Source organism: Stenotrophomonas sp. YAU14A_MKIMI4_1 (assembly GCF_003086855.1).
Taxonomy (GTDB): domain Bacteria; phylum Pseudomonadota; class Gammaproteobacteria; order Xanthomonadales; family Xanthomonadaceae; genus Stenotrophomonas.
Map to the genome: position 1 here is coordinate 3,802,602 of NZ_CP025998.1, position 25,329 is coordinate 3,827,930.

Annotated in this window: 22 protein-coding genes; 5 read left to right on the forward strand and 17 right to left on the reverse strand. The window is 67.1% G+C overall.

Going from position 1 to position 25,329, the window contains the following annotated elements:
- Positions 1–8: 8 nt before the first annotated feature.
- The 3 genes from smeF to smeD are packed head-to-tail and all read right to left on the reverse strand — an operon-like array spanning position 9 to position 5,775.
- A complete protein-coding gene (gene smeF, locus C1931_RS17165) occupies positions 9–1,394 on the reverse strand; it encodes a multidrug efflux RND transporter outer membrane subunit SmeF (protein ID WP_108757193.1) in 1,386 nt (461 codons plus the stop codon).
- A gap of 58 nt (positions 1,395–1,452) precedes the next feature.
- Positions 1,453–4,575 carry a multidrug efflux RND transporter permease subunit SmeE gene (smeE, locus tag C1931_RS17170; protein ID WP_108757194.1) on the reverse strand — a complete coding sequence of 1,041 codons (3,123 nt, stop codon included), beginning with the start codon at positions 4,573–4,575 and terminating at the stop codon, positions 1,453–1,455.
- Between the two features lie 12 nt (positions 4,576–4,587).
- The gene (smeD, locus tag C1931_RS17175; protein ID WP_108754192.1) at positions 4,588–5,775 is read right to left on the reverse strand and encodes a multidrug efflux RND transporter periplasmic adaptor subunit SmeD; all 1,188 of its coding nucleotides are present in this window, start codon (positions 5,773–5,775) and stop codon (positions 4,588–4,590) included.
- A gap of 226 nt (positions 5,776–6,001) precedes the next feature.
- Between smeD and C1931_RS17180 the strand changes: the two genes are divergently transcribed.
- Positions 6,002–6,655, forward strand: a complete 654-nt coding sequence (locus C1931_RS17180) for a TetR family transcriptional regulator (RefSeq protein ID WP_108757195.1) — start codon at positions 6,002–6,004, stop codon at positions 6,653–6,655.
- Positions 6,656–7,244: 589 nt separating this feature from the next.
- Here C1931_RS17180 and hslU read toward each other — a convergent pair.
- The 8 genes from hslU to C1931_RS17220 form a co-directional block, all read right to left on the reverse strand.
- Positions 7,245–8,618 carry an ATP-dependent protease ATPase subunit HslU gene (gene hslU / locus C1931_RS17185; RefSeq protein ID WP_108750485.1) on the reverse strand — a complete coding sequence of 458 codons (1,374 nt, stop codon included), beginning with the start codon at positions 8,616–8,618 and terminating at the stop codon, positions 7,245–7,247.
- 89 nt (positions 8,619–8,707) lie between these two features.
- Entirely contained in the window at positions 8,708–9,259 is a 552-nt protein-coding gene (gene hslV, locus C1931_RS17190; RefSeq protein WP_005411093.1) for an ATP-dependent protease subunit HslV, read from the reverse strand.
- Between the two features lie 112 nt (positions 9,260–9,371).
- The gene (xerC, locus tag C1931_RS17195) at positions 9,372–10,250 is read right to left on the reverse strand and encodes a tyrosine recombinase XerC (RefSeq protein ID WP_108757196.1); all 879 of its coding nucleotides are present in this window, start codon (positions 10,248–10,250) and stop codon (positions 9,372–9,374) included.
- A 16-nt stretch (positions 10,251–10,266) separates the two neighbouring features.
- A complete protein-coding gene (locus C1931_RS17200; protein ID WP_108754195.1) occupies positions 10,267–10,941 on the reverse strand; it encodes a DUF484 family protein in 675 nt (224 codons plus the stop codon).
- On the reverse strand, positions 10,938–11,789 hold the full coding sequence (dapF, locus tag C1931_RS17205) for a diaminopimelate epimerase (RefSeq protein ID WP_108757197.1): 852 nt from the start codon (positions 11,787–11,789) through the stop codon (positions 10,938–10,940). Before dapF ends, C1931_RS17200 begins: the two co-directional genes overlap by 4 nt.
- Positions 11,782–12,021, reverse strand: a complete 240-nt coding sequence (locus tag C1931_RS17210; protein WP_108750481.1) for a lipoprotein — start codon at positions 12,019–12,021, stop codon at positions 11,782–11,784. The genes dapF and C1931_RS17210 overlap by 8 nt, the downstream gene beginning before the upstream one ends.
- Before the next feature lie 93 nt (positions 12,022–12,114).
- A complete protein-coding gene (locus C1931_RS17215) occupies positions 12,115–12,537 on the reverse strand; it encodes a YbaN family protein (RefSeq protein WP_108757198.1) in 423 nt (140 codons plus the stop codon).
- A gap of 54 nt (positions 12,538–12,591) precedes the next feature.
- Positions 12,592–14,703 (reverse strand): S9 family peptidase, encoded by a 2,112-nt coding sequence (locus tag C1931_RS17220; protein ID WP_108757199.1) that lies wholly within the window; start codon positions 14,701–14,703, stop codon positions 12,592–12,594.
- Positions 14,704–15,017: 314 nt separating this feature from the next.
- Between C1931_RS17220 and C1931_RS17225 the strand changes: the two genes are divergently transcribed.
- Both C1931_RS17225 and C1931_RS17230 read left to right on the forward strand, forming a co-directional pair.
- A complete protein-coding gene (locus tag C1931_RS17225; protein ID WP_108756303.1) occupies positions 15,018–15,980 on the forward strand; it encodes a transposase in 963 nt (320 codons plus the stop codon).
- A 69-nt stretch (positions 15,981–16,049) separates the two neighbouring features.
- On the forward strand, positions 16,050–17,234 hold the full coding sequence (locus C1931_RS17230) for a pyridoxal phosphate-dependent aminotransferase (RefSeq protein WP_108757200.1): 1,185 nt from the start codon (positions 16,050–16,052) through the stop codon (positions 17,232–17,234).
- A 108-nt stretch (positions 17,235–17,342) separates the two neighbouring features.
- On the opposite strand, the gene C1931_RS17235 is transcribed toward C1931_RS17230, so the two are convergent.
- Together C1931_RS17235 and C1931_RS17240 are read right to left on the reverse strand one after the other, a co-directional pair.
- Entirely contained in the window at positions 17,343–19,439 is a 2,097-nt protein-coding gene (locus C1931_RS17235; protein WP_108757201.1) for a prolyl oligopeptidase family serine peptidase, read from the reverse strand.
- Between the two features lie 69 nt (positions 19,440–19,508).
- Entirely contained in the window at positions 19,509–19,832 is a 324-nt protein-coding gene (locus C1931_RS17240; protein WP_108757202.1) for a hypothetical protein, read from the reverse strand.
- A gap of 126 nt (positions 19,833–19,958) precedes the next feature.
- On the opposite strand from C1931_RS17240, the gene C1931_RS17245 reads away from it, so the two are divergent.
- Positions 19,959–20,567: a lipocalin family protein gene (locus C1931_RS17245; protein WP_108754201.1), complete on the forward strand. Its 609-nt coding sequence runs from the start codon at positions 19,959–19,961 to the stop codon at positions 20,565–20,567.
- 86 nt (positions 20,568–20,653) lie between these two features.
- On the opposite strand, the gene C1931_RS17250 is transcribed toward C1931_RS17245, so the two are convergent.
- From C1931_RS17250 to C1931_RS17260, 3 genes are all read right to left on the reverse strand, one after another.
- Positions 20,654–21,343: a methionine ABC transporter permease gene (locus C1931_RS17250; protein ID WP_108750474.1), complete on the reverse strand. Its 690-nt coding sequence runs from the start codon at positions 21,341–21,343 to the stop codon at positions 20,654–20,656.
- The gene (locus C1931_RS17255) at positions 21,340–22,347 is read right to left on the reverse strand and encodes a methionine ABC transporter ATP-binding protein (RefSeq protein WP_108757203.1); all 1,008 of its coding nucleotides are present in this window, start codon (positions 22,345–22,347) and stop codon (positions 21,340–21,342) included. Before C1931_RS17255 ends, C1931_RS17250 begins: the two co-directional genes overlap by 4 nt.
- Positions 22,348–22,552: 205 nt before the next feature.
- The gene (locus tag C1931_RS17260) at positions 22,553–23,449 is read right to left on the reverse strand and encodes a DMT family transporter (protein ID WP_108750472.1); all 897 of its coding nucleotides are present in this window, start codon (positions 23,447–23,449) and stop codon (positions 22,553–22,555) included.
- A 157-nt stretch (positions 23,450–23,606) separates the two neighbouring features.
- On the opposite strand from C1931_RS17260, the gene C1931_RS17265 reads away from it, so the two are divergent.
- Positions 23,607–24,089: a YajQ family cyclic di-GMP-binding protein gene (locus tag C1931_RS17265; RefSeq protein WP_010481366.1), complete on the forward strand. Its 483-nt coding sequence runs from the start codon at positions 23,607–23,609 to the stop codon at positions 24,087–24,089.
- A 75-nt stretch (positions 24,090–24,164) separates the two neighbouring features.
- On the opposite strand, the gene C1931_RS17270 is transcribed toward C1931_RS17265, so the two are convergent.
- Positions 24,165–25,250 carry a helix-turn-helix domain-containing protein gene (locus C1931_RS17270; RefSeq protein WP_234412841.1) on the reverse strand — a complete coding sequence of 362 codons (1,086 nt, stop codon included), beginning with the start codon at positions 25,248–25,250 and terminating at the stop codon, positions 24,165–24,167.
- Between the last annotated feature and the right edge of the window lie 79 nt (positions 25,251–25,329).

Sequence of the window (25,329 nt, forward strand, 5' to 3'; positions counted from 1 at the left end):
GGCGCGGCTCAGCTGCGCTCGCGCCAGCCGCCGCCCAGTACCTTGTACAGGGTGATGCGGTTGGCCTGCTGCGCCAGCTGCGCCTGCAGCTGGGTCTGCTGTGCGCTGTAGGCGGTGCGGCGCGCGTCGAGCAGGGTGACGAAGCTGTCCAGGCCGGCGTCATAGCGTGCCTGCGACAGGCGATTGGCCAGTTCTGCGGCCTCCACCAGGCGCTGCTGCGAGGCCACCTGCTCGTCCAGGCTGACGTTCAGCGCCAGCGCATCGGCGGTTTCGCGGAAACCGGTCTGGATCGACTTTTCATACTCGGCCAGTGCGATATCACGCTCGGCATTGGCCACGGCCAGGCTCGCGCGCAGCTTGCCGCCCTGGAAGATCGGCAGGGTGATGGTCGGCAGGAAGCTCCAGACCCGGGTGCCACTGTCGAACAGCCCGGACAGTTCACCGGAACTGCTGCCCACGCTGCCGGTCAGCTTGATGCTCGGGAAGAACGCGGCGCGCGCGGCACCGATGTTGGCGTTGGCGGCCAACAGCTGGTGTTCGGCGGCCATGATGTCCGGGCGCTGCAGCAGCACGTCGCTGGGCAGGCCCGCCGGCGGCGGCGCCAGCGCCAGCACCTGCGGTGCGATGCTGTCCGGCAGCAGCGCCGGATCGACCTGGCCGCCTGCCAGCAGCGCCAGGGCATTGCGGTCCTGCGCCACCTGACCGCGCAGACGCGCCGCGTCGGTGCGCGCGGTTTCCACCAGCGTGCGGGTCTGGCTCAGTTCCAGGCCCGAACTGCCGCCGCGCTCGTGGCGTGCTTCGGCCAGGCGCAGCGAATCCTCGTAGGTCTTCAGGGTCGCTTCGGCAATCTTCAGCTGCTGCTGGTCGGCACCGTAAGTCAGCCATGCGGTGGCGGTCTCGGCCACCAGGCTCAGCTGCGCGTTGCGGCGGTTGGCTGCCACGGCGAAGTACTGCTGCAGCGCCGCTTCGCTCAGGTTGCGCACGCGGCCGAACAGGTCCAGTTCGAACTCGGCCACGCCCAGGTTGGCACTGAACTGTTCGCTGACCGGCACATCACCGCCGCTGCGCTGCATCTGCCCCTGCGCGGCCAGCGCAGGTACGCGGTCGGCGCGCTGGACGCGGTACTGGCCGCGCGCCTTTTCCACGTTCAGTACGGCCACGCGCAGGTCGCGGTTGTTGGCCAGGGCCTGGCCGATCACCTCCTGCAGGCGCGCATCGGTGAAGAAATCGCGCCAGCCGACGGCGGCCGCATCGGCCACCTCACCTTCGGTGGCTTCCGCCGGCCACTGCGCGGGAATGCCCGGGGCGACGGCGGTGTTCTTCGGCACCAGGGTGGAACAGCCGCCCAGCACAAGGGCCACGGCGGCAGAAAGAACAAGGGTATGGAATTTCATGGCGACACCTTGGGGTCACGATGGCGGCGCCGGACAGGGCCCGGCGCCGCCGGCAGGGTTACGCCGCGGTCTTGCGCTTGAACACGCGCTGCACGACCACGAAGAACAACGGGATGAAGAACACGCCCAGCACGGTGCCGACCAGCATACCGCCCAGCACGCCGGTGCCGATGGCACGCTGCGCACCGGAACCCGCGCCGGAGGCGATGGCCAGCGGCAGCACGCCCAGACCGAAGGCCAGCGAGGTCATGATGATCGGGCGCAGACGGTCACGCACGGCGTGCATGGTCGCTTCGATCAGGCCAACGCCCTTCTCCAGGTTTTCCTTGGCGAACTCCACGATCAGGATCGCGTTCTTGCTGGTCAGGCCCACCGTGGTCAGCATCGCCACCTGGAAGTAGATGTCGCGCTCCATGCCACGGAAGGTGTTGGCCAGCACGGCACCCAGGATGCCCAGCGGCGCCACCAGCAGCACCGAGGTCGGCACGCTCCAGCTTTCATACAACGCGGCCAGGCACAGGAACACGATCATCAGCGACAGCGTGTACAACAGCGGGGTCTGCGAACCGGCCTGGCGTTCCTGGTAGGACAGCGCCGTCCATTCGATCTCGAAGCCCGGCGGCAGATCCTTGGCGATGCGCTCGATCTCGGCCATGGCATCGCCCGAGGCAACGCCGGCGGCCGGCTCACCCTGGATTTCCATCGCCGACACGCCGTTGTAGCGTTCCAGGCGCGGCGAACCGTAATCCCAGCGCTTGGTGGCGAAGGCACTGAACGGCACCATCTCGCCCTGCCCGTTCTTCACCGACCAGACGTTGAAGTCGTCCGGGTTCATGCGGAACGGTGCATCGGCCATGACGTACACGCGCTTGACCCGGCCACGATCGATGAAGTCATCGATGTAGCTGCTGCCCCAGGCCGCGGCCAGGGTGTTGTTGATCGAGCTGATCGACAGACCCAGTGCGTTGGCCTTTTCCACATCCACGTCGATGCGCAGCTGCGGCGTATCTTCCTGGCCGTTGGGGCGCACGTTGGCCAGCAGCTTGCTCTGCCCCGCCGCACCCAGCAGCTGGTTGCGCGCGGCCAGCAGGGCGTCATGGCCCTTGCCGCTGGTGTCCTTCAGGAAGAACGTATAGCCCGAACCAATGCCCAGCTCCGGCATGGCCGGCGGCGGGAAGGCGAAGATGAAGGCGTCCTTGATCTGGCCCAGCGCGCCCATCGCACGCCCGGTGATCGCACCCACGCTCTGGTCGGCATCACGCTCGCTCCAGTCCTTCAGCTTCACGAACGCCATGCCCGCGTTCTGGCCCATGCCGGCGAAGCTGAAGCCCTGCACCGCGAAGATCGATTCGACCGCGTCGGCTTCGTTCTTCAGGAAGTGGTCTTCCAGCTTGGCCATCGCTTCCAGCGTGCGTTCCTGGGTGGCGCCGACCGGGGTCTGCACCAGCGCCATCATGATGCCCTGGTCTTCATTGGGCAGGAACGAGCTGGGCAGGCGCGCGAACAGCACGCCCATCACCACGGCCAGCGCCAGGAAGATGCCCATGAAGCGCCATGGGCGGTGGATGATGCCCTTCACGCCGCGCTGGTAGGTTTCGCTGGAACGGTCGAAGCCGCGGTTGAAGCCGTTGAAGAAACGACCGACCAGGCCCTTGTGGGCCACGTGGTGCTCGCCCTTCTTCAGCGGCTTGAGCATGGTGGCACACAGCGCCGGGGTCAGCACGATCGCCACCAGCACCGACAGGGCCATGGCCGAAACAATGGTGGCCGAGAACTGGCGATAGATGATGCCGGTGGAGCCGCTCATGAAGGCCATCGGCACGAACACCGCCGACAGCACCAGGCCGATGCCCACCAGCGCGCCGGTGATCTGGCTCATCGACTTGCGGGTGGCTTCCAGCGGCGACAGGCCCTCTTCGGACATGATGCGTTCGACGTTCTCCACCACCACGATGGCGTCGTCCACCAGCAGGCCGATGGCCAGCACCATGGCGAACATGGTCAGCATGTTCACCGAGAAGCCCAGCGCAGCCAGCACCCCGAAGGTACCCAGCAGCACCACCGGCACCGCGATGGTGGGAATGAGGGTGGCGCGGAAGTTCTGCAGGAACAGGTACATCACCACGAACACCAGCACGATCGCTTCGATCAGGGTCTTGATGACGCCCTTGATCGAGACCTTCACGAACGGGGTGGTGTCGTACGGAATGACCGTTTCCAGGCCGGCCGGGAAGCTGGCCTTCATGTCATCCAGTGCCGCGCGCACGCCTTCGGCGGTATCCAGCGCGTTGGCGCCGGTGGCCAGGGTGATGGCGATACCGGTGGACGGCTTGCCGTTGTAGCGGGTGACGAAGTCGTAGCTTTCCGCGCCCAGTTCCACGCGGGCGACGTCGCCCAGGCGCAGTTCGCTGCCATCGGTACCACCGCGCACCAGGATGTTGCGGAACTGTTCCGGGGTCTGCAGGCGGTCCTGCGCGTTGATGGTGGCGTTGAGCTGCTGGCCCTTCACCGACGGTGCACCACCCAGCTGGCCGATGGCCACCTGTGCGTTCTGCGCGGTGATCGCCGCGGTCACTTCATCGACCGACAGCTTGTAGGTGTGCAGCTTGTTCGGGTCCAGCCAGATGCGCATGGCGTACTTGCCGCCGAACACCTGGATGTTGCCCACGCCCGGCACGCGGCTGAGCGTGTCGACGATGTTGGAGCCCACGTAGTCGGCGATGTCGTTGGCATCCATGCTGCCATCGTTGGACACAAAGCCCAGCACCTGCAGGAAGCCGCTGCTGGACTTGGCCACGTTGATGCCCTGCCGCTGTACTTCCTGCGGCAGCAGCGGCATGGCCAGCTGCAGCTTGTTCTGCACCTGCACCTGGGCGATGTCCGGGTTGGTGCCGGCTTCGAAGGTGAGGGTGATGGTGGCCTGGCCGTTGGCCGAGCTGTTGGACGAGAAGTAGATCAGGCCATCCAGGCCCTTCATGTTCTGCTCGATGATCTGCGTGACCGAGTCCTCGACCACCTTGGCCGATGCACCCGGGTAGGTGGCGCTGATCTCGACGGCCGGCGGGGCCACTTCGGGATACATCGACACCGGCAGCTTCATCACCGCCAGCGCACCGGCCAGCATGATGATGATGGCGATCACCCACGCGAAGATGGGTCGATCAATAAAGAAACGTGCCATGGAATTCTCCGCTTACTTCGCGTCGCCGGCCGGCTGCGCGGCAGGCTGCGGGGCGGCGTCCGGCGTGGCCGGAGCAGCGCCCTTCTCGGTGGCCTGCACGGGCATGCCGGGGCCAATCTTCTGCAGGCCTTCAACGATGACCTTGTCACCCGGCTGCAGGCCGTCCTCGACCAGCCACTTGTCGGCGATCGCGCGGCTGACCTTCACCGGACGCACTTCCACCTTGTTGTCCTTGCCCACCACCATGGCGCTGGTATCGCCCTTGGCGTCGCGGGCAATGCCCTGCATCGGCACCAGCACCGCATCGGCGCGCACGCCGCCGCCGATCACCGCGCGCACGTACATGCCCGGCATCAGCAGGCCATCGGGGTTGTCCACCTTCACCCGCAGCGCGTAGCTGCCGGTGGTCGGGTCCACGCTGACTTCTGAGAACTCCAGCGCGCCCTTGTGCGGGAACTCGCTGCCGTCTTCCAGCAGGATGGTGACCGGCAGGGTCTGGTTGTCCTGCAGGCGACCGGCGGCCAGTTCGCGGCGCAGCTGCAGCAGCTCGGCCGAGGACTGGGTCAGGTCAACGTAGATCGGGCTGAGCTGCTGGACGGTCGCCAGCGCGTCGGCCTGGCCGGCGCTGACCAGCGCACCCTGGGTGACGCTGGACTTGCCGATGCGGCCGCTGATGGGCGCGGTGATGCGGGCGTAGCCCAGGGTGACGTTGGCCGCATCCAGCGAGGCCTTGGCGGCACCGACATCGGCCTCGGCCTGCTTCTGCGCGGCCACGGCGTTTTCCAGGTCCTGCTGGCTGACCGCATCGACCTTGGCCAGTTCGGTAATGCGCTTGGCGCTCAGGCGCGCGGCGTTGGCGGTGGCTTCGGCGCGGGCCAACTGGGCGCGGGCGCTGTTGGCCTGGGCGCGGTAACTGGCGTCTTCAATCTGGTACAGCGGCTGCCCTTCCTTCACCAGGCCGCCTTCGGCGAACAGCCGCTTGGCCACGATGCCGCTGACCTGCGGGCGCACTTCGGCCACCAGGAAAGCATTGGTGCGGCCCGGCAGCTCGCGGGTCAGGCCCACGCTTTCCGACTTCAGGGTGACCACGGTCACCTGGCCGGGGCCTTGCTGGGGCTGTTCGGGTTGGCCACCGCAGGCGGCCACGGTCGCGGCGATGGCCAGCGACAGCAGGAAAGGACGGATTCGGGTCAGGTGCATGGGGCTGGGGGCTCGCGACAAGGGGGAATTCTCAGGGCGCCCTGATACGACTGCCGGGCGCCAGAAGGCGGGCTGGGTGGTCGCAGAGGGAGCCCTCCCCGGGGCATGGGCTGACGCACATACACGGCGGGGAGCGTGGATGCGAAATATACATACATGCTTGTTTGTTTGTAAAGCGGTACAATTCAGCCAGGTTTCACCGGCATTCGTACCCACTCACCGACCCATGGCGCGCAAGACCAAAGAGGACACCCAGGCCACCCGCGAAGGCATCCTTGATGCGGCCGAGGCCTGTTTCCATGAACACGGGGTGGCCCGCACCACGCTGGAGATGATCGGCGCGCGCGCCGGCTATACCCGCGGCGCGGTGTACTGGCACTTCAAGAACAAGACCGAGGTGCTGGCCGCGATCATCCAGCGGGTGCACCTGCCCTTCATGCAGGAGCTGGAACGCACGTCCAGCGATGAGCGGCAGACGCCGATCCACGACCTGCGCGCGGTGATGATCTATTCGTTCATCGAACTGTCCGAGGACGAGCGCCTGCGCAAGACCATGGAAATCATGCTGCGCAGTGATGCCTCGTCGGAAAGCCGGGCGCTGGCCGAACTGCAGCAGTCCGGTTTCCGCGATGCGCTGGACCGGATGGAACGTGCGCTGCGCCGGGCGCAGAACCTTGGCCAGCTGCGCGCCGGTGCCGACCCGAAGATTGCCGCGCGCATGCTGCACGCCACCGTGCTGGGCGTGCTGCACGGGGCGATGGTGGAACCGGAGCTGATGGACCTCAAGCGCGACGGCATGCTGGCGCTGGACATGACCCTGGCCGCCTACGTGAAGGACGGCGTGTTCGTGCCGGGATCGATTCCCGAGCCGCTGCCGTAGCGTCGGAGCCCTCGCGATGCGAGGGATCCGACCCCATGAAAAAGGCCGCCTTTCGGCGGCCTCATGCGTTATGGGTCGGGGGGTCAGAGCCCTCGCTGGTGCGAGGGATCCGACCCCGTCCCGCACTACCGGGTCGATCCACGCCATGCGTGGATGGGCACGTGCATGGAATCCGACCTCATGCACTACGGGTCCGGGGTCAGAGCCCTCGCTGGCGCGAGGGATCCGACCCCATCCCGCGCTACTTGGTAGATCCACGCCATGCGTGGATGGGCACGTGCATGGAATCCGACCTCATGCACTACGGGTCCGGGGTCAGAGCCCTCGCTGGCGCGAGGGATCCGACCCTACCCCGCGCTACCTGGTAGATCCACGCCATGCGTGGATGGGCACGCGCATGGAATCCGACCTCATGCACTACGGGTCCGGGGTCAGAGCCCTCGCTGGCGCGAGGGATCCGACCCCATCCCGCACTACCTGGTAGATCCACGCCATGCGTGGATGGGCACGTGCATGGAATCCGACCTCATGCACTACGGGTCCGGGGTCAGAGCCCTCGCTGGCGCGAGGGATCCGACCCCGTCTGGCATTACAGGATGTAGCGGCTCAGATCCGGGTCCTGCACCAGTTCGCCCAGGTGCGCATCGACGTACGCACTGTCGATGGCCAGGGTCTCACCATCACGGTCCGGTGCTTCGTAGCTGAGCGAATCCAGCAGGCGTTCCAGCACGGTGTGCAGGCGACGGGCACCGATGTTCTCCTGGCGCTCGTTCACCTGGAAGGCGATCTCGGCCAGGCGGTCGATGGCATCAGCGGTAAAGCTGACCTTGACGCCCTCGGTAGCCAGCAGCGCTTCGTACTGCTTGGTCAGCGCGGCCTTGGGCTCGGTCAGGATGCGCACGAAATCGTTCTTGCTGAGCGCGCCCAGTTCCACGCGGATCGGGAAACGACCCTGCAGTTCCGGAATCAGGTCGCTGGGCTTGGCCAGGTGGAACGCACCGGAGGCGATGAACAGGATATGGTCGGTCTTGATCGTGCCGTACTTTGTGGACACGTTGGAACCTTCCACCAGCGGCAGCAGATCGCGCTGCACGCCTTCGCGCGACACGTCGCCACCACCCACGTTGTCTCCGCGCTTGGCGACCTTGTCGATCTCGTCGATGAAGACGATGCCGTGCTGTTCGCAGGCTTCGATCGCGGCGGTGCGGATATCGTCTTCGTTGACCAGCTTGCCGGCTTCTTCTTCCACCAGCAGCGGGCGCGCGGCCTTGATGGTCAGCGTGCGCTTGTGCGCTTTGGCGCCACCGCCCAGGTTGGCGAACATCGACTTCAGCTGCTGGCCCATTTCTTCCATGCCCGGCGGGGTCATGATGTCCATGCTGACGTTGGCGGCCAGGTCCAGTTCGATCTCGCGCTCGTCCAGCTCGCCGCTGCGCAGCATCTTGCGGAACTTGATGCGGGTTTCGTTGTCCTGCGCCGACGGTTCGTTGCGTGCGGCTTCCGGATCGAAACCGATGCCGCCACTACGGCGCGGCAGCAGCGCATCCAGGATGCGGTCTTCGGCACGCTCTTCGGCCTGCGTGCGCACGCGCACCTTGGCCTGCTCGCGGTAGAGCTTGACCGCGGTGTCGGCCAGGTCACGGATGATCTGTTCCACGTCCTTGCCGACGTAGCCCACTTCGGTGAAGCGGGTCGCTTCGACCTTCACGAACGGCGCATTGGCCAGCGTGGCCAGGCGGCGTGCGATCTCGGTCTTGCCCACGCCGGTGGGGCCGATCATCAGGATGTTCTTCGGCATCACTTCATTGCGCAGCTCGGCAGGCAGCTGCATGCGGCGCCAGCGGTTGCGCAGGGCGATGGCCACCGCGCGCTTGGCGTCGTGCTGGCCCACGATATGCCGGTCCAGTTCCTGCACGATCTCGCGCGGGGTCATGGTGGCAGAGGAAACTTCGATCTTCGACATGGATGTGCTCACGAATGCGTTGTCGATGACGCCGGAACCGAACGGCTCCGGCCGGTAGCGCCGGGCCCTGCCCGGCGGATCGGGGAGCCTTACAGCTCCTCGACCACCACGTTGCGGTTGGTGTAGATGCAGATATCGCCGGCAATGCCGATGGCTTCGCTGGCAATCGTGCGTGCATCCAGTTCGGTGTGCGCCATCAGCGCGCGTGCGGCCGACAGCGCATAGGAACCGCCGGAACCGATGGCGATGATGCCGTCCTCCGGCTCGATCACATCGCCGGTGCCGCTGATGATCAGCGAGGTTTCCTTGTCGGCCACGGCCAGCAGGGCCTCCAGCTTGCCCAGGCGGCGCTCGGTGCGCCAATCCTTGGCCAGCTCGACGGCCGCGCGCTGCAGCTGACCATGCTTTTCCAGCTTGGCTTCGAACAGTTCGAACAGGGTGAAGGCATCGGCGGCGGCGCCGGCGAAACCGGCCAGCACCTGGCCGTCGCGGCCGAGCCGGCGGACCTTGCGTGCATTGCCCTTCATCACCGTGTGGCCCAGCGTGACCTGGCCATCACCGGCGATGGCCACGTGCTCGCCGCGGCGGACGCAGACGATGGTGGTGGCGTGGAAAACGTTGGGATTCTGACTGGGGTCCATGCGGCCTCCGATAGCTGTTCACCGGAAATGGGGACAGCGACGGGGGCGATCAAGCCTGCGTGGATGGCTGCCGTTCAGCGGCGCCGCTGCGCTTACCGGGCATGGGCCAGCGCTACCCGGTCGGTTTGCGCTTGGCGCGCGGGTGGGACGCGTCGTAGACCTTGGCCAGATGCTGGAAATCCAGATGGGTGTAGATCTGGGTGGTGGCGATGTCAGCGTGGCCCAGCAGCTCCTGCACGCCGCGCAGATCGCCCGACGATTCCAGGATGTGGCTGGCGAAGCTGTGCCGCAGCATGTGCGGGTGCACGTGCTTGAACAGGCCCTGGCGCTGCGCCAGCTGGCGGATGCGTACCTGCACCGCGCGCTGGCTGATCGGCCCGTTGCGGCCGGGAAACACCGGCAGGGCCGGCAGTCCGCCACTTTCACTGCGCCAGGCCAGCAACGCCTCGCGCGCCGGCCGCCCGAACGGTACCCGGCGCTGGCGGTTGCCCTTGCCCATCACGTTCACCAGGCCGCTGGCGAAATCCAGGTCGCGCCAGGTCAGCGCGCACACTTCGCTCAGGCGCAGGCCCGACGAATAGAACAGTTCCAGCAGCGCGCGGTCGCGGCGGCCCAGCTCGCCTTCCGGCTCCACCTCGACCAGCTGCACCGCTTCATCGGCATCCAGCACCTGCGGCAGGCGCCGCGGCGCGCGCGGTGCCTTCAGGGTGGCCGCCGGGCTGGCCTCGATGCGGCCATGCCGCAGCAGCCAGGCATAGAAACTGCGGCAGGCCGACAGGCGGCGCTGCAGGCTCTTGGCCGACAGCCCGCGGCGGTGCTCGTCGGCCACGAACTGGCGCACGGCGTCCACGTCCAGCGCCTCCACCGCCACACCGCGCGGTTCGGCCCAGAGCGACAGCGCATCCAGGTCGCGGTGGTAAGCGTCGAGCGTGTGCGCCGACATCCGCCGTTCCACCTGCAGGTGCTGCAGGAACTGCTGTACCGCGCTCATCGAGGCAGCGCTCCGTTCAGTCGTGGAATCGCTTCAGGCCGGTGGCCAGTGCATCGCCCATCATGCGCAGGAACAGCGTGCCCATGCCCGGGTAGAAACGATTCGGGTCGTGGCTGCCCACGGCAATCAGGCCGACGCCCGGCAGCGGCAGCAGCGCGGTGGTCTGCACTTCCTCGCTGCGCACGCCGTACAGCACGGCGTTCTTGTCGGCCTGCAGGCGGCCGCAGATCGGCTCGCCATCCTTCAGGCAGTCGCGGAACGGGCCCAGCTGCGGGTCATCGGCGGCAATCACCTGCAGCCAGTCGGCCTGTTCCAGCCCGGCCACCGGCGCATGCACCACCAGCCGCACCAGATCGCCGGCGAAGTCTTCCTGCAGCGAGGCGGCCATCGCGCGCAGCGTGTCGGCGGCGTTGTCCTGCTTCATCAGGGCCAGGGTCAGCTGGTGGGTACGCACCGCCAGCCGCTCGTTCACCTGGGCGGTGGCGCCCAGGTCGGCCAGCCGCCGCGCCAGCTCGCGGTTCTTCTCGCGCAGCACTTCCAGCTGGTAGCTGGCCAGCGACGCGGTGGGGCCGTCGTCGCGTGGCACCACCAGGGTCAGGGCCAGGTCGGGAAACTGCTTGAGGAAGCCCGGATGCCGCCGCAGCCAGCTGGCGACTTCGTGGGCCCCGAGCTTGTCGGCGGTCTCAGTCATGCACTCCACTCCCCTTCGAAGACGAATGCGGTCGGGCCGGCCATCACCACCGGCTGGCCTTCACCGGGCCACTGGATGCGCAGTTCACCGCCGGGCAGGCTGATGCGGGCATCGCGCTGCAGGCGGCCGCGCTGCATCAGGGTGACCGCAGCGGCACAGGCACCGCTGCCGCAGGCCAGGGTCTCGCCCACGCCGCGCTCGAACACGCGCAGGCGCGCATGGTCCGGCGCCATCACCTGGGCAAAGCCCACGTTCACCGAATTGGGGAACGAGGCGTGCTGCTGCAGCAGGCCACCCACGCGTTCCACCGGCGCGGCGTCGACCAGGCCCACTTCAATCACCGCATGCGGGTTGCCCATCGACACGGCGGCGAAGCGTACGCTTTCACCCTGCAGCGGCAGCAGGTATTCCTCACGCGGATGGGCAAAGCCCACCAGCGGCACCTGCGCCGGTTCGAACGCCGGCACGCCCATGGCCACCGAGAAACGGCCATCGCCCAGCACCTGCACGGCATGGCTGGCCAGCGGGCTGTCGATGACGAACTGCGCGCCCTGCGCACTGCCCTCGCGCACCAGCCAGGCGGCGATGCAGCGCGCGCCGTTGCCACACTGTTCGGAATTGGACCCGTCGGCGTTCCAGATGCGGTACGAGGCCACCGCGCCTTCCGCACGCGGCGGCTCGATGGTCAGGATCTGGTCGCAGCCCACGCCCGTATGGCGGTCGGCCAGGCGCGCGGCCAGTTCCGGCGACGGCGGCGGGGTGCCGTCGCGCAGGTCGATCACCACGAAATCGTTGCCTGCGCCGTGCATCTTGCTGAAGCGCAGCGCGTTGTTGCCAGCCTTACTCATTCCCGTCGTCCACCGGCTTGATCGGGTCGGGGGTGGTGGACGGGCTGCCGTCGCTGGTCGGCTGGGTGGCCGGCGGCGTGGCCTCGGCATCGGCGGCCGGCTCAACCACCTCTTCCACCGGCACCGGCTTCTGCGGCAGTACCAGCGGGCCCTTGTTGCCGCAGGCGGACAGGAACAGCAGCGAGGCCGCTGCCAACGGAATCAGAATGGCATTGCGATGGGGGATCTTCATGGCCCCGAGTATAGCCATTGGTGGCTGAGCGGTAGGTAGAGTCGACCGTTGGTCGACCATCGCGCGCAGCGCGGGGTTTTCGCCCGCGGCCCGTCAAGCGTCCGGCGGCAGCGGCCGCGTCCACAGCCAGATCGCCACCACGGTCATGCTGCCGATGGAAAACCACTTCACCCAGGCAATGGGCACGCACCACAGCATGATGCCGGCGCACACGGCCATGGTGATCGTGGCCATCCACTTGCCGTAGCGGCTGACCGCGCCGTGCGCCTGCCAGTTGGCGATGGCCGGGCCGAAGCGCGGATGCTGCAGCAGCCAGGTGTGCAGGCGCTCGGAACCGCGCGAGGCGGCCCAGGCGGAAATCAGGATGAATACGGTGGTGGGCAGGCCCGGCACGAAGATGCCGACGATGCCGGTGCCCAGGCTGACGTAGGCCAGCAGCCACCAGGCCCAGCGGAAACGCACCACGCGCGGGGGCGGAGCGGGATCGCGGGCCGGGGGCGGTTCGGGCAGGGTCATGGCAGCAAGAATACCGGTTCAGGGTGCCAGGCAGTGCCCGGCACCCCACCCCGCTTACGGCTGGGCGACGCCCAGCTGCTGCAGCACGAACGCATACGACTCGGACAGTTCGCGGTAGCGCTGGAAACGCCCGGACTTGCCGCCGTGGCCGGCTTCCATGTTGGTGCGGAACAGGATCGGCAACGATCCGGTGTTGTCATCGCGCAGCTTGGCCACCCACTTGGCCGGTTCCCAGTACTGCACCTGCGAATCCCACAGGCCGGTACCCACGAACAGCGCCGGGTAGGCCTGGCGCTTCACGTTGTCGTAGGGCGAGTAGGACAGCATGTAGTCGTAGTACGGTTTCTGTTCCGGATTGCCCCACTCGTCGTACTCGTTGGTGGTCAGCGGAATGGTCGGGTCGAGCATGGTGGTGACCACGTCCACGAACGGCACCTGCGCCACCATCACCCGGTAATCCTGCGGCGCCTGGTTGGCCACCGCGCCCATCAGCAGGCCACCGGCGCTGCCACCGGAGGCGGCCACCCGGTCCTTCGCCGCCCATCCCTGCGCCACCAGCGCGCGGGTGACGTCGATGAAGTCGTTGAAGGTGTTCTGCTTGTGCAGCAGCTTGCCGTTCTCGTACCAGTCGCGGCCCATTTCCTGGCCACCGCGGATGTGCGCGATGGCATACACCACGCCCCGGTCGAGCAGGCTGACTGCCGTCTGGTTGAAGTACGGGTCCATCGACATGCCGTAGCTGCCGTAGGCGTACTGGAACAGCGCGCCCTTGCCATCCTTCTGGTAGCCCTTGCGATACACCAGCGACACCGGCACCTTCACGCCGTCGCGCGCGGTCACCCACACACGGTCGGTTTCATACTTGCTGGCGTCGTAGCCGATCACCGGCTGCACCTTCAGCTGGCGGCGCTCGCCGGTGGCGGTATTCAGTTCGAACACCGTGGTCGGGGTGGTCATCGAGGTATAGACGTAGCGCAGCCACGGCGTATCGGCCTCGGTGTTGTCGCCCAGGCCCATCGAGTACGCCGGCTCGTCGGCCTTCACGTAATCGGTGCGGCCGTCCTTGAACAGCAGGCGCACGCGCTCCAGGCCTTCGGAACGCTCGGCAATGGCGGTGTAGCTGTCGAACAGCTCGAAGCCTTCGATGAACACCGCATCGTCGTGGGCGATCCAGTCCTTCCACTGCGCGCGCGAGGTGGCATCGGTGGGCGCGGTGACCAGCTTGAAGTTCTTCGCGCCATCGTTGGTGCGGATCACCCAGCGGCCATCGTAGTGGTCGGCATCGTATTCCACGTCGCGCTGGCGCGGGGCCAGTACGGTGAAGGTGGTCGGGTCGCTGGCCGGGGCGTAGCGCTCTTCCGAAGACACCGTGCTGTGCACGCCGATGGTGATGAAGCGATCGTCGCGGGTGCGGCCGATGCCCATGTAGAAGCTGTCGTCCTCTTCTTCGTAGACCACGGTATCGGCGCTGGCCGGGGTGCCCAGCACGTGCTTCTTCACCCGCACGGTCAGCAGGGTTTCCGGGTCGTTTTCCACGTACAGCACGGTGCGGTTGTCATCGGCCCAGACCAGATCGCCGGAACTGCCGGTGATCACATCGGGCAGCACCTTGCCGGTGCGCAGGTCCTTGAAGCGGATGGTGTACTGGCGGCGGCCCACGTCATCGTCGGCCCAGGCCAGCAGCTGGTTGTCCTGGCTTACTTCCATCGAACCGACGTTGAAGTAGCCCTTGCCGGCGGCCATCGTGTTCACGTCCAGCAGCACTTCTTCCGGCGCTTCCATGCTGCCCTTGCGGCGCGCATGGATGGGATAGTCCTGGCCGGTCTCGAAGCGGCTGTAGTACCAGTAGCCGCGCTCGCGCGCCGGCACGCTGGCATCGTCCTGCTTGATGCGGCCGACGATTTCCTTGTAGAGGGTGTCTTCCAGCGGCTTCAGCGGCGCCAACCGCTGGTCGGCGTAGGCATTCTCGGCCTGCAGGTAGGCCAGCATGTCCTTGTTTTCGCGCGTGTCGTCGCGCAGCCAGTAATAGTCATCGTTGCGGGTCGCGCCGAACGGCGCCTTGACCTCGTGCGGACGCTTCTGGGCGTCCGGCGGAACGGGCGGGGTGGCGGCGGTAGCGGTGCTGGTCATCAGGCTGGCAAGCAACAGGCAGAGGGTGGGTTTCATGAAATAAGGGTCCTGGTGCGGTTACGCAATGGCGTCCGTGGCGTAGGTCGGGTCGGGCTTGCTCGGCTGACCGCAACAGCAGTCGAGCAAGCTTGTATGTTCCCGCCGGCTCCTACGAGGTATGTAGGAGCCAGGGTGGAGGGACCGTCAAGCAAGCATCTGCGGAGTCGAGCCGACAGACGAGTCGAGCGATCCCCATCCCGCACCTTAACGTCGATAAAGGATCTAGCGGCCTTTTGAGGACCGCCGATGTAGGCAAGCCAACGTGGTGCGGTACCACCCCAGCCCCTTAACAATAGCTGGGAGTTGCACAGATGTCAGATCATTCGGCCATCGGCATCGACGCCGATTCAAAGACTTTGGTGGTGGCGCGCCACGGCACCAAGGGCAGCGCCCGAATCGCCAATTCAGCCTCGGCCATCGGCAAGTGGCTGTCTAGCGTGCCTGCCAAGTCGCGTATCGGCGTTGAAGCGACCAATCGCCATCACGAGCTTGTGGTTCGGGCAGCCCAGAAGGCCGGCCACGCTGTCTTCCTGCTCAACCCGCGTGACATCAAGCACTACGCCAAGGGCGTGGCCTGCCGGGGCAAGACTGATTCCGGGGACGCGCAGGTCATCGCACGGTACATCGCCAGGGAGGCCGACAATCTGCACGAGCACATCGCCCGCTCGCCGGAGCAGGAACGGCTGCATGTGCTTCTGCAGCAGCGTGACAGCCTGGTCCGGAACAAGGCAACACTCCATCTTTCTCTGGGGACCGACGCGGCTGAGTCGGCCATCTTCGGGCCGATATTCAGTGGTCTGAAAGGGGCCATTGCGATGCTGGATCGAGAGATCCAACACCTCTGTCGCAGCGGCGAACAGCGCGATCTGTATCGGCGGATCATGACCATTCCGGGCGTGGGGCCGACGGTGGCAGCCTTTGTTACCCATCACCTCACCCGCTGGCCGTTGGCCAACTCAGACGCCTGGGTGGCCTGCACCGGCCTGGATCCACGCCCCAACGAATCCGGTGCCCGGATAGGCCGTCGCCGGTTGTCCAAACGAGGCAATGCCGGCCTGCGTCAGATCCTCTACATGGCGGCCATGGGCCTGACCCGATCCAAGGGGGGAAAACCCCTCTACGTAGCCATCCGCGACCGCGGACACAGCAGCACCGCCAGCTTCAACATCCTGGCCAGAAAGCTGGCCAGAATCGCGTGGGGCGTCTTCAAGAGCGGCCGGGATTTCGACCCGAGCATGCTGAAAGTGGGTGAAGCCTGCTTCCAGCAGACTTGACCACGAACATAGGATCTCGACTCTACCATTGCCGCAGCGCCCCCCCGGCGTGCGGCGTACCATGGGCGCATGAGCACCCTGCCCCACACGCCGGGCTACAGCCGGCGCAGCCATGAAATCGCCCCGTTCCACGTGATGTCCCTGCTGGCCCGCGCACAGGCGCTGGAACAGGCCGGCCACGATGTGATCCACCTGGAGATCGGCGAGCCGGACTTCACCACCGCCGAACCCATCGTGCGCGCCGGCCAGGCCGCACTGGCCGCCGGCCACACCCGCTACACCGCTGCGCGCGGGCTGCCGGCGCTGCGCCAGGCGATCAGCGGTTTCTATGCCCGCCATTACGGGCTGGACATCGATCCCGAGCGCATCCTGGTCACCCCCGGCGGTTCGGGCGCGCTGCTGCTGGCCAGCAGCCTGCTGGTCGATCCGGGCCGGCACTGGCTGCTGGCCGATCCGGGCTATCCGTGCAACCGCCACTTCCTGCGCCTGGTGGAAGGCGGCGCGCGGCTGGTGCCGGTCGGCCCGGACACCGCCTACCAGTTGACCCCTGCACTGGTGGAACAGCACTGGAACAGCGACAGCGTCGGTGCGCTGGTGGCCTCACCGGCCAACCCGACCGGCACGGTGCTGTCGGCCGATGAACTGGCCGCCCTGTCGACGTCGCTGCATGCGCGCGGCGGCCACCTGGTGGTGGACGAGATCTACCACGGCCTCACCTATGGCCTGGATGCGCCCAGCGTGCTGCAGGTGGATGACAGCGCGTTCGTGCTGAACAGCTTCTCCAAGTACTTTGGCATGACCGGCTGGCGCCTGGGTTGGCTGGTGGCGCCGCCGGCCGCGGTGCCCGAGCTGGAAAAGCTGGCGCAGAACCTGTACATCAGCGCCTCGAGCATTGCCCAGCATGCGGCGCTGGCCTGTTTCAGCGACGAATCGATGGCGATCTTCGAGCAGCGCCGGCAGGCGTTCCAGCAGCGCCGTGACTTCCTGCTGCCCGCGCTGCGCGAATTGGGTTTCCGTATCGAGGTGGAACCGCAGGGCGCGTTCTACCTGTACGCCGATGTCAGCGCGTTCACCGACGACGCGCAGGCGTTCTGCGCGCACTTCCTGGAAACCGAGCACGTGGCGTTTACGCCGGGCCTGGACTTCGGCTTCCACCGGGCCAACCAGCACGTGCGGTTGGCGTACACGCAGGAAGTGCCGCGGTTGCAGGAAGCGGTGGTGCGCATCGCGCGCGGGCTGCAGCGGTTCCGGTAGCGCCGGGCCATGCCCGGAGAACGCACCGCGCACCGGTAGATCCACGCCATGCGTGGATACGTGGCCCCCAACGAAAAACGCCGCCCGGGGGCGGCGTTTTTCATGCCATCACTTTCCGCCCAAGCGCTCCCACAGGAAGCTGTAGGCCAGCGCAGACATATGCGCGGCCTGCGCATTGTTGGCTGCACCGCCGTGACCGCCTTCGATGTTCTCGTAGTAGGTCACATCCTTGCCGGCGTCGATCATCTTGGCCGCCATCTTGCGGGCGTGGCCCGGATGCACGCGATCATCGCGGGTGGAGGTGGTGAACAGCACCGGCGGGTAGTTCTTCTTCGCGTCGAACAGGTGGTACGGCGAGAAGGTCTTGATGAACTCCCAGTCGCTGGTGTCCGGGTTGCCGTACTCGGCCATCCACGAGGCACCGGCCAGCAGGTGGCTGTAGCGCTTCATGTCCAGCAGCGGCACCTGCACCACCACCGCACCGAACAGTTCCGGGTACTGGGTGAGCATGTTGCCGGTCAGCAGGCCACCGTTGCTGCCGCCCTGCACGCCCAGGTGCTTGGCGCTGGTGATCTTGCGGGTGACCAGATCCTGGGCGACGGCCGCCATGTCCTCATAGGCCTTGTGACGGTTCTGCTTCAGCGCCGCCTGGTGCCAGCGCGGGCCGTACTCGCCACCGCCGCGGATGTTGGCGACCACGTACACGCCGCCCTTTTCCAGCCACGCGCGGCCCATGCCGCCGGAATAGTTCGGGGTGAGCGAGATCTCGAAACCGCCGTAGCCGTACAGCAGGGTCGGGTTGGAGCCGTCCAGCTTCATCGCCTTGTCGTGCACCACGAAGTACGGCACGCGGGTGCCATCCTTGCTGGTGGCGAAATGCTGTTCGATCACCTTGCCGTCGGCATCGAAGAAGGCCGGCATGGTCTTCAGCGTTTCCGGTGCCTTGCCGATCTCGGCCAGGGCCAGGGTGGTCGGGGTCAGGTAATCGGTGGCGGTCAGCCAGACCGCGTCGCTGTCATTGCTGTCGACCGCGCCCACGGCCAGCGTGCCGAACGACGGCGCACCGACGAACTCGCTCTTCTGCCAGCCCTTGGCGCCCGGGGTGAGCACCGACAGACGATTCTTCACGTCATCCAGTACGTTCAGCACCAGATGGTTGCGGGTCCAGGCGGTGCCGGCCAGCGAGGTGGTGGCCGTGGGCGTGAACAGCACTTCGAAATCACGCTTGCCGGCCTGGAAATCGTCCAGCCTGGTCGCCAGCAGCGAGCCGGAGGCGTAGGTCTTGCCACCCACGGTCCAGGCATCGCGCAGTTCCAGGGTCAGCCATTGCTTGTGCAGGCCCTTTTCTGCCGAATTCGGCGCATCGATCTTGCTCAGCGTGCCGTCGTCGGCGCGCAGGTACAGTTCGTTGTTGTAGAAGGCCAGCGTGCGGCTGACCAGGTTGCGTTCGAAACCGGGGGTGTCATCGTGCATGGCCGCGATGTACATGTCTTCCGGCTTGCCTTCGTAGACCACGCTGGCCGAGGCCATCGGCGTGCCACGCTTCCACAGCTTGGCAATGCGCGGGTAGCCGGAGGTGGTCATCGAACCGGCACCGAAATCGGTGTAGACGAACACCGTGTCGCGGTCGATCCAGTTCAGCCCGCCCTTCGATTCGGGGCGGAAGAAGCCGTCCTTGATCCAGGTCTTGCTGGCCAGGTCGAATTCGCGGGTGACATCGGCGTCGGCGCCACCGCGCGACAGCGCGATCAGGCAGCGGCTGTAATCCGGGCGCAGGCAATCGGCACCGTGCCAGACCCAGTTCTCACCCTCGGCCTTGTTCAGCGCGTCCAGGTCCAGCACGGTTTCCCACTGCGGCGAGGCCTTGCGGTACTCGGCCAGCGTGGTGCGGCGCCACAGGCCGCGCTCGTGCTGCTTGTCCTTCCAGAAGTTGTAGTAGTACTCGCCGATCTTCTGCACGCCGGGAATCTTGGCGTCCGAATCGAGCACCTCGCGGATGCTCGCTTCCATCTGCTTGAACGCCGGCGTCTGCGCCAGGCGCGCCTCGGACTTGGCGTTCTGTTCCTTCACCCAGGACAGCGGCTTGTCGCCGGTCACGTCCTCCAGCCAAGCGTAACGGTCGGTGTCTTCAGCGGCCACGGCGGTCCCCACCGAGGCGCCGGTCATCATGCCGGCCAACAGGCAGGCGGAAGCGAATCGCGACATTGCAGCTCCAGGCAGTCATTAGCCGTGGAACGCTAGCACGGTTCGGATGAGCCGCCCCCGTGTCGAAGGTCAGGCTGTGGCCGCCTGCCCACGTGCGCGCCGCTGCCTGCGCGGCGGACGCCGCCGTGCCTGCTGCTGCGGGCCGCGCAGCCGCCGCAGGGCGGCCCGCACGGGCAACGGGCAGCCCAGCAGGGCCCACCATGCCACCAGCGGCATGCCCACCAGCCACAGCGGCGCCCAGCCCAGCCAGGCGTGGTGGCCACGCGCAGCCGGCCACACCAGCACCAGCGCCACGCCCGCCAGGGCCAGCTGCTGCACCAGGCGCAGCACGCGCGGATCGGGGCGCTGCCTGAGGCGTTCAGCCGAGGGGCGATGTGCGGTGCGTGCGTTCATGGTCGTTCTCCCGTGGTCGATGGTGCACAGCGTGGCGGCAACGCTTCTCACCGGCTGCGACACCATTGACGGATCGGCTGCACCCAGTGACCATGCGCGGGCAAGCCTTTTGGAGCCCGCTCCCGCATGTCCCCGATCCGCCCGTTCTGCGCCATGGTGTTGGCCCTGTCACTGGGAGGCGCCGCGCTGGCTGCCGAAGATCCGCCGGCATCGCGCAGCGCGCTGCCTGACCGTACGGCCATCGATCCGGACGCCCCGGTCGACCTGCAGCGCTTCATGGGCACCTGGTATGTGATCGGCCGCGTGCCGAATTTCATCGAGCGTGGCCACGTGGCCAGCGTCAACCAGTACGAACTGCGCGACGACCACAAGGTCGCCATCACCTACCGTTACCGCGATGGCTTCGGCCAGCCGCTGCAGGAAGTGCGGGCGCGCGCCAGCGTCGATGCGGACAGTGGCAACCACGCGTGGCGCACCTGGTTCTACCGGGTGGTACCGACCCATTCGCGCGTGCTGGAAGTGGCGCCGGACTATTCGTGGGCGCTGATCGGCTATCCCGGCCGCGAGATGGCCTGGATCTTTGCCCGCCAGCCGGACATGGACAAAGCGTTGTACAAGGAGCTGGCCGAGCGGCTGCGTGACGAGTACGGCGTGAACACCGACAAGCTCAAGCGCGTGCCGCAGCACCCCGAACAGGTGGGCAAGCTCGGTTACGAAGTGCCGAACGTGCGCTGAAAGAGCGTTCGCCGGGCATGGCCCGGCGCTACCGTAGCCGCGCGATCATCGCGGTAGCGCCGGGCCATGCCCGGCGGATGAACCGGTTACTTGCGGGTGTAATGCGCGACCAGGCGGTCGCCGAGCATCTGCAGCAGCTGCACCAGGATCAGCAGCACCACCACGGTGACCAGGGCCACGTCGGTGCGGTTGCGCTGGTAGCCTTCGCGCAGCGCCAGGTCGCCCAGGCCACCGGAACCGATCGCACCGCCCATGGCGGTGAAGCCGACCAGGGCCACCGTGGTGACGGTAGCGGCCGCGATCAGGCCTGGCCGGGCTTCAGGCAGCAGCACCCGGGTGACCAGCTGCCAGGTGGTGGCGCCCATCGACTGCGCCGCCTCGACCACGCCACGGTCCACTTCGCGCAGGGCGGTTTCGACCAGGCGCGCATAGAACGGCGCCGCGCCGATCACCAGCGCCGGCAGCGTGCCGAGCACGCCGATCGACTGGCCCATCAGCCACAGCGACACCGGAATCAGCACCACCATAAGGATGATGAAGGGCACCGAGCGCAGCAGGTTCACCACGATCGCCAGCACGCCGTAAGCCAGGGGCCGGCGCTTCATCTGCGGCGCACCGAACACATACAGCAGCACGCCCATCGGCAGGCCGATGGCCAGGGTGAGCGGCAGCGAGCCGGCCATCATCAGCAGCGTCTCGATGGTGGCCTTGCCGATATCCACCCATTTGTTGGCATCCAGGTGGCGGAAAAAACCTTCAGCAGTGGCGACGATCATCGGCGCAGTTCCTCAACGTGCACGCCGGCAGCCACGAACGCGGCCTGCGCGGCGGACTGGTCGCCGCCCACCAGGGCGACCACCAGCTGGCCATACGGGGTGTCCTTGATCCGGTCGATGCGGCCGGACAGGATGTTGTAGTCGATGCCGGTTTCGCGGGCCACGCGGCCCAGCAACGGCTCGTAGGTGTCACCGCCGAGGAAGGTCAGGCGCACGATGCGCCCGCCCACCACGTCGAAATCACGGTGCAGCACGCCTTCGTCCACGTGTTCGGATTCGCTGACGAAGCGCCGCGTGGTGGCATGCTGCGGGTGCAGGAAGACCTGGGTGACCGGACCGGTTTCCACCAGGTGGCCGCCATCGAGCACGGCCACGCGATCGCAGACGCGGCGGATCACATCCATTTCGTGGGTGATCAGCACGATGGTCAGGCCCAGCTCGCGGTTGATCTTCGACAGCAGCGCCAGCACCGACGCGGTGGTCTGCGGATCCAGCGCGCTGGTGGCTTCGTCGCACAGCAGGATCTGCGGGCGGGTGGCCAGCGCGCGGGCAATACCCACGCGCTGCTTCTGGCCGCCGGACAACTGCGCCGGGTACTTCGTCGCGTGGTCCTGCAGGCCAACGGTCTGCAACAGCTCGGCCACGCGCGCGTCGATCTCTGCCTTCGGCGTGCCGGCCAGTTCCAGCGGGAAGGCCACGTTGCCGGCCACCGTGCGCGAAGACAGCAGGTTGAAGTGCTGGAAGATCATGCCGATGCGACGGCGCAGCGCGCGCAGGCCGTCGGCATCCAGCGCCGTGATGTCTTCACCGCCGATCAGCAGCTTGCCACCGGTGGGTTCTTCCAGGCGGTTGATCATGCGGATCAGGGTCGACTTGCCCGCGCCGGAATGGCCGATGATGCCGAACACTTCGCCGGCGTCGATGGTCAGGTCCAACGGTTGCAGCGCGCTCACTTGGCGGCCGGCAACGGCATAGGATTTGTGCAGGCGCTGGAACTCGATCACGGGCGTGGCTCACCGGCGGGGCGGAAGAAGGGGCGTGCAGCCTACCAGCGCCGGCGGTTCCGCGCCTGCGCCTTGGGCCAGAATGTTATTCCTTTTGGTTCTAAGCCGCGTGTACCGGCGATGACGGCGGGGGTCAGAGCCCCTGCGGGGGGGCTGACCCCGGGGTCGGATCCCCGCAGGAGCTCCGACCCCCGACCCGCCACGATTACGGGTGGTCCAGCGGCTTCGGAGGCTGCACCCGGTTCAGGCGCTCCCGGTGCAGCAGGTACAGGCCCGAGGCCACGATGATGGCCGCGCCCACCCAGGTGTAGGCGTCCGGCAGCTGGCCCCAGAACGCCAGGTCCCAGCCGATCACCCAGACCAGGCCGCTGTACTCCAGCGGCGCGATCATCGAGGCCTCGCCCAGCTGGAAGGCACGGGTCAGGGCAATCTGGCCCAGTGCGCCGGCCAGGCCCATGCCGGCGATCAGCGGCGCATGGGCCAGCTGCAGCGGCACCCAGTCAGGCAGCGCCAGCAGGCCGGCGCCGATGGCCATGATGACCAGGAACCAGACGACCATCGACTGCGAGGTATCGGTGCGGGTGAGCAGGCTGACGGTGATGGCGGCGATGGCATAGGCCGTGGCTGCGGCCAGCACCATCAGGCCTGGGATGGAAATGAAGCCGTCCACGCCCGGCCGCAGCACCACGATCACCCCCAGCAGGCCGACGCCGATGGCCACCCAGCGGCGCGGCCCCACCCGCTCGCCCAGCAGCGGCACCGACAGTGCGGCAATCAGCAGCGGGGCGACGAAGTAGATGCTGTAAGCGGTGGACAGGGGCAGGTCGCGCAGGGCGAACACGAAGCAGCCGATCATCGCCATGCCCAGGCCGCCGCGCAGCAGATGCAGGCCCCAGCGGCGCGGAATGAGCGAGCGCGGGCCGGCGCTGGCCAGCACCCAGACCAGCACGAACGGCAGCGAGGCCGCACCGCGCAGGAAGGTGACTTCCAGCGAGGGGTAACTGGCCGACAGCTGCTTCATGCCGGCGTCCATCAGCGAGAAACAGGCCACCGCCGCGACCATCCAGGCCACCGCGCGCGAAGGGGAGCGTTGCAGGTTCATGGCCCATTATCGCCCGGCAACCGCCGTCTGTAGAGTCGAGCTTGCTCGACTGGCAGCACGGGCACGGGCACGGGGCAGTCGAGCAGGCTCGACTCTACGAACACCGCGGGGCCCACGCGATAGAATGGCCGCCACTGAATTCCGCGGAGCCACGCCCATGCCTTCCTTCGACGTCGTGTCTGAAGTCGACACCCACGAGCTGACCAACGCCATCGACCAGGCCAACCGCGAACTCGCCACCCGCTTCGATTTCAAGGGCGTGGATGCGAAGTTCGAACGCGATGGCGATGTGATCAACCAGACCGCACCGACCGAATTCCAGCTCAAGCAGATGAACGACATCCTGCGCGCGCGTCTGGCCGCCCGCGGCATCGACGTGCTGAGCTTGGAATTTGGCGATATCGAAACCAACCTGGCCCAGGCCCGGCAGAAGATCACCGTCAAGCAGGGCATCGAGCAGAAGATCGCCAAGAAGATCGCCGCAGCGCTGAAGGAAGCCAAGCTGAAGGTGGAAAGCCAGATCAACGGCGACAAGCTGCGCGTGCAGGGCAAGAAGCGCGACGACCTGCAGGATGCGATTGCCGTGCTGAAGGCCGGCAAGTTCGAACTGCCGCTGCAGTTCAACAACTTCCGCGATTGATTCTTTCGCCGGGCATGGCCCGGCGCTACCCGCGCCTCAGCGGTAGCGCCGGGCCATGCCCGGCGGACTGCGCGACTAATCGCGCAGCAGCTTGTACAGCGTGGTGCGCGAGACACCCAACTGGCGTGCGGCCAGGCTCAGGTTGCCATCGGCGGCATGTGCCGCACGTCGCGCCGCTTCGCGCTGCTGCTCGCGCAGGGGCGCGGCAGCCACCGCTGCAGGCGCCGGCGCACGTGTGCGCGGTGCCCGTGGGGCCCGCAGGTGCTGCAGATAGACCGCACTGCCCTCGCCCAGCCGCACCCGGTGCGCAGGGCCAGGCTGCAGCAGATGGCGACGCTGCGCCGCACTGGCGCCAGCAAACACGGTTTCCATCGACAACAGGGGCAATGGCCCCCGCCGCGGCAGGCCCAGCAGGCGCCGCGCCACACGGTTGGCCGCACGCAGCTGCCCGTCCTCCTGCACTGCCAACAGCCCCTGCAGGGGCGTGGCCAGCCAGCGCGGATCATGCTGCACGGCCAGCAGGTGCACATCGGCCAGGGTATGGAACAAGCGGTTTTCACTGGCCAGCGCGGCCTGCCGGAAATAGCCCTGCAGCAGCGCCGGATCACGCTCGCCCAGCCCGGTGATGTCGATCGCCCCGCAGACCTGGCCGTCCAGATCGTGCAGCGGCTCACTCAGGCAGAACACCGGCGCGAAGCGCTGCAGGTAATGCTCGTTGCCGCGCACCAGGGCGGGCATGTCGTCGGCCAGGCTGACTGCCGGCGCGGTGGTGCCGATCTCCGCTTCACCCAGCTGCCGCCCCACCTGGATCGGCCGTAGCAAGGCGGCATCTTCCAGGCCATGGGCCTGCTGCGCGATCACCATGCCGTGGCGGTTGGCACAGAACATCGTCCAGCCACGCCCGCCGAAGGCCGCCCACAGCTGTTCCAGTTCCGGCTGCACGCAGCGCGCCAGGCGACGGTCGTCGGCATCGCGCAGGCGCCGGCCATCGCCCTGCAGCGGCGGGTAATACGGTTCCTGCCCGGGCAGCACCCCGGCCGCCCGCGAGCGTTGCCAGGACTGCTGCAGCGGCAACGGCAGCCCGGCCAGCGACGCCATGTCGCCCTCGACGAACGCATCGCGCGCCGCCACCAACTGTTGTTGCCCGACTGTCGTGGCCATCATCGCAACAGCGTACACCTACCCGTGCCATGCCCGCGTTATGTGGTCGTTTGCGGGGTCAGAGCCGTTTTCCTCTGGA

Excerpts from the sequence above, each read along its gene's own strand:
- C1931_RS17215 (WP_108757198.1), bottom strand. The coding sequence starts at position 12,537 with ATGACCCTGCCCGAACCGCCCCCGGCCCGCGATCCCGCTCCGCCCCCG.
- smeF (WP_108757193.1), bottom strand. The coding sequence starts at position 1,394 with ATGAAATTCCATACCCTTGTTCTTTCTGCCGCCGTGGCCCTTGTGCTG.
- C1931_RS17230 (WP_108757200.1), top strand. The coding sequence starts at position 16,050 with ATGAGCACCCTGCCCCACACGCCGGGCTACAGCCGGCGCAGCCATGAA.
- C1931_RS17265 (WP_010481366.1), top strand. The coding sequence starts at position 23,607 with ATGCCTTCCTTCGACGTCGTGTCTGAAGTCGACACCCACGAGCTGACC.
- C1931_RS17245 (WP_108754201.1), top strand. The coding sequence starts at position 19,959 with ATGTCCCCGATCCGCCCGTTCTGCGCCATGGTGTTGGCCCTGTCACTG.
- hslU (WP_108750485.1), bottom strand. The coding sequence starts at position 8,618 with ATGTCGAAGATCGAAGTTTCCTCTGCCACCATGACCCCGCGCGAGATC.
- C1931_RS17180 (WP_108757195.1), top strand. The coding sequence starts at position 6,002 with ATGGCGCGCAAGACCAAAGAGGACACCCAGGCCACCCGCGAAGGCATC.
- C1931_RS17260 (WP_108750472.1), bottom strand. The coding sequence starts at position 23,449 with ATGAACCTGCAACGCTCCCCTTCGCGCGCGGTGGCCTGGATGGTCGCG.
- C1931_RS17200 (WP_108754195.1), bottom strand. The coding sequence starts at position 10,941 with ATGACTGAGACCGCCGACAAGCTCGGGGCCCACGAAGTCGCCAGCTGG.
- C1931_RS17210 (WP_108750481.1), bottom strand. The coding sequence starts at position 12,021 with ATGAAGATCCCCCATCGCAATGCCATTCTGATTCCGTTGGCAGCGGCC.
- xerC (WP_108757196.1), bottom strand. The coding sequence starts at position 10,250 with ATGAGCGCGGTACAGCAGTTCCTGCAGCACCTGCAGGTGGAACGGCGG.
- C1931_RS17250 (WP_108750474.1), bottom strand. The coding sequence starts at position 21,343 with ATGATCGTCGCCACTGCTGAAGGTTTTTTCCGCCACCTGGATGCCAAC.
- C1931_RS17220 (WP_108757199.1), bottom strand. The coding sequence starts at position 14,703 with ATGAAACCCACCCTCTGCCTGTTGCTTGCCAGCCTGATGACCAGCACC.
- C1931_RS17270 (WP_234412841.1), bottom strand. The coding sequence starts at position 25,250 with ATGGCCACGACAGTCGGGCAACAACAGTTGGTGGCGGCGCGCGATGCG.
- dapF (WP_108757197.1), bottom strand. The coding sequence starts at position 11,789 with ATGAGTAAGGCTGGCAACAACGCGCTGCGCTTCAGCAAGATGCACGGC.
- C1931_RS17225 (WP_108756303.1), top strand. The coding sequence starts at position 15,018 with ATGTCAGATCATTCGGCCATCGGCATCGACGCCGATTCAAAGACTTTG.
- hslV (WP_005411093.1), bottom strand. The coding sequence starts at position 9,259 with ATGGACCCCAGTCAGAATCCCAACGTTTTCCACGCCACCACCATCGTC.
- C1931_RS17235 (WP_108757201.1), bottom strand. The coding sequence starts at position 19,439 with ATGTCGCGATTCGCTTCCGCCTGCCTGTTGGCCGGCATGATGACCGGC.
- C1931_RS17240 (WP_108757202.1), bottom strand. The coding sequence starts at position 19,832 with ATGAACGCACGCACCGCACATCGCCCCTCGGCTGAACGCCTCAGGCAG.
- smeE (WP_108757194.1), bottom strand. The coding sequence starts at position 4,575 with ATGGCACGTTTCTTTATTGATCGACCCATCTTCGCGTGGGTGATCGCC.
- smeD (WP_108754192.1), bottom strand. The coding sequence starts at position 5,775 with ATGCACCTGACCCGAATCCGTCCTTTCCTGCTGTCGCTGGCCATCGCC.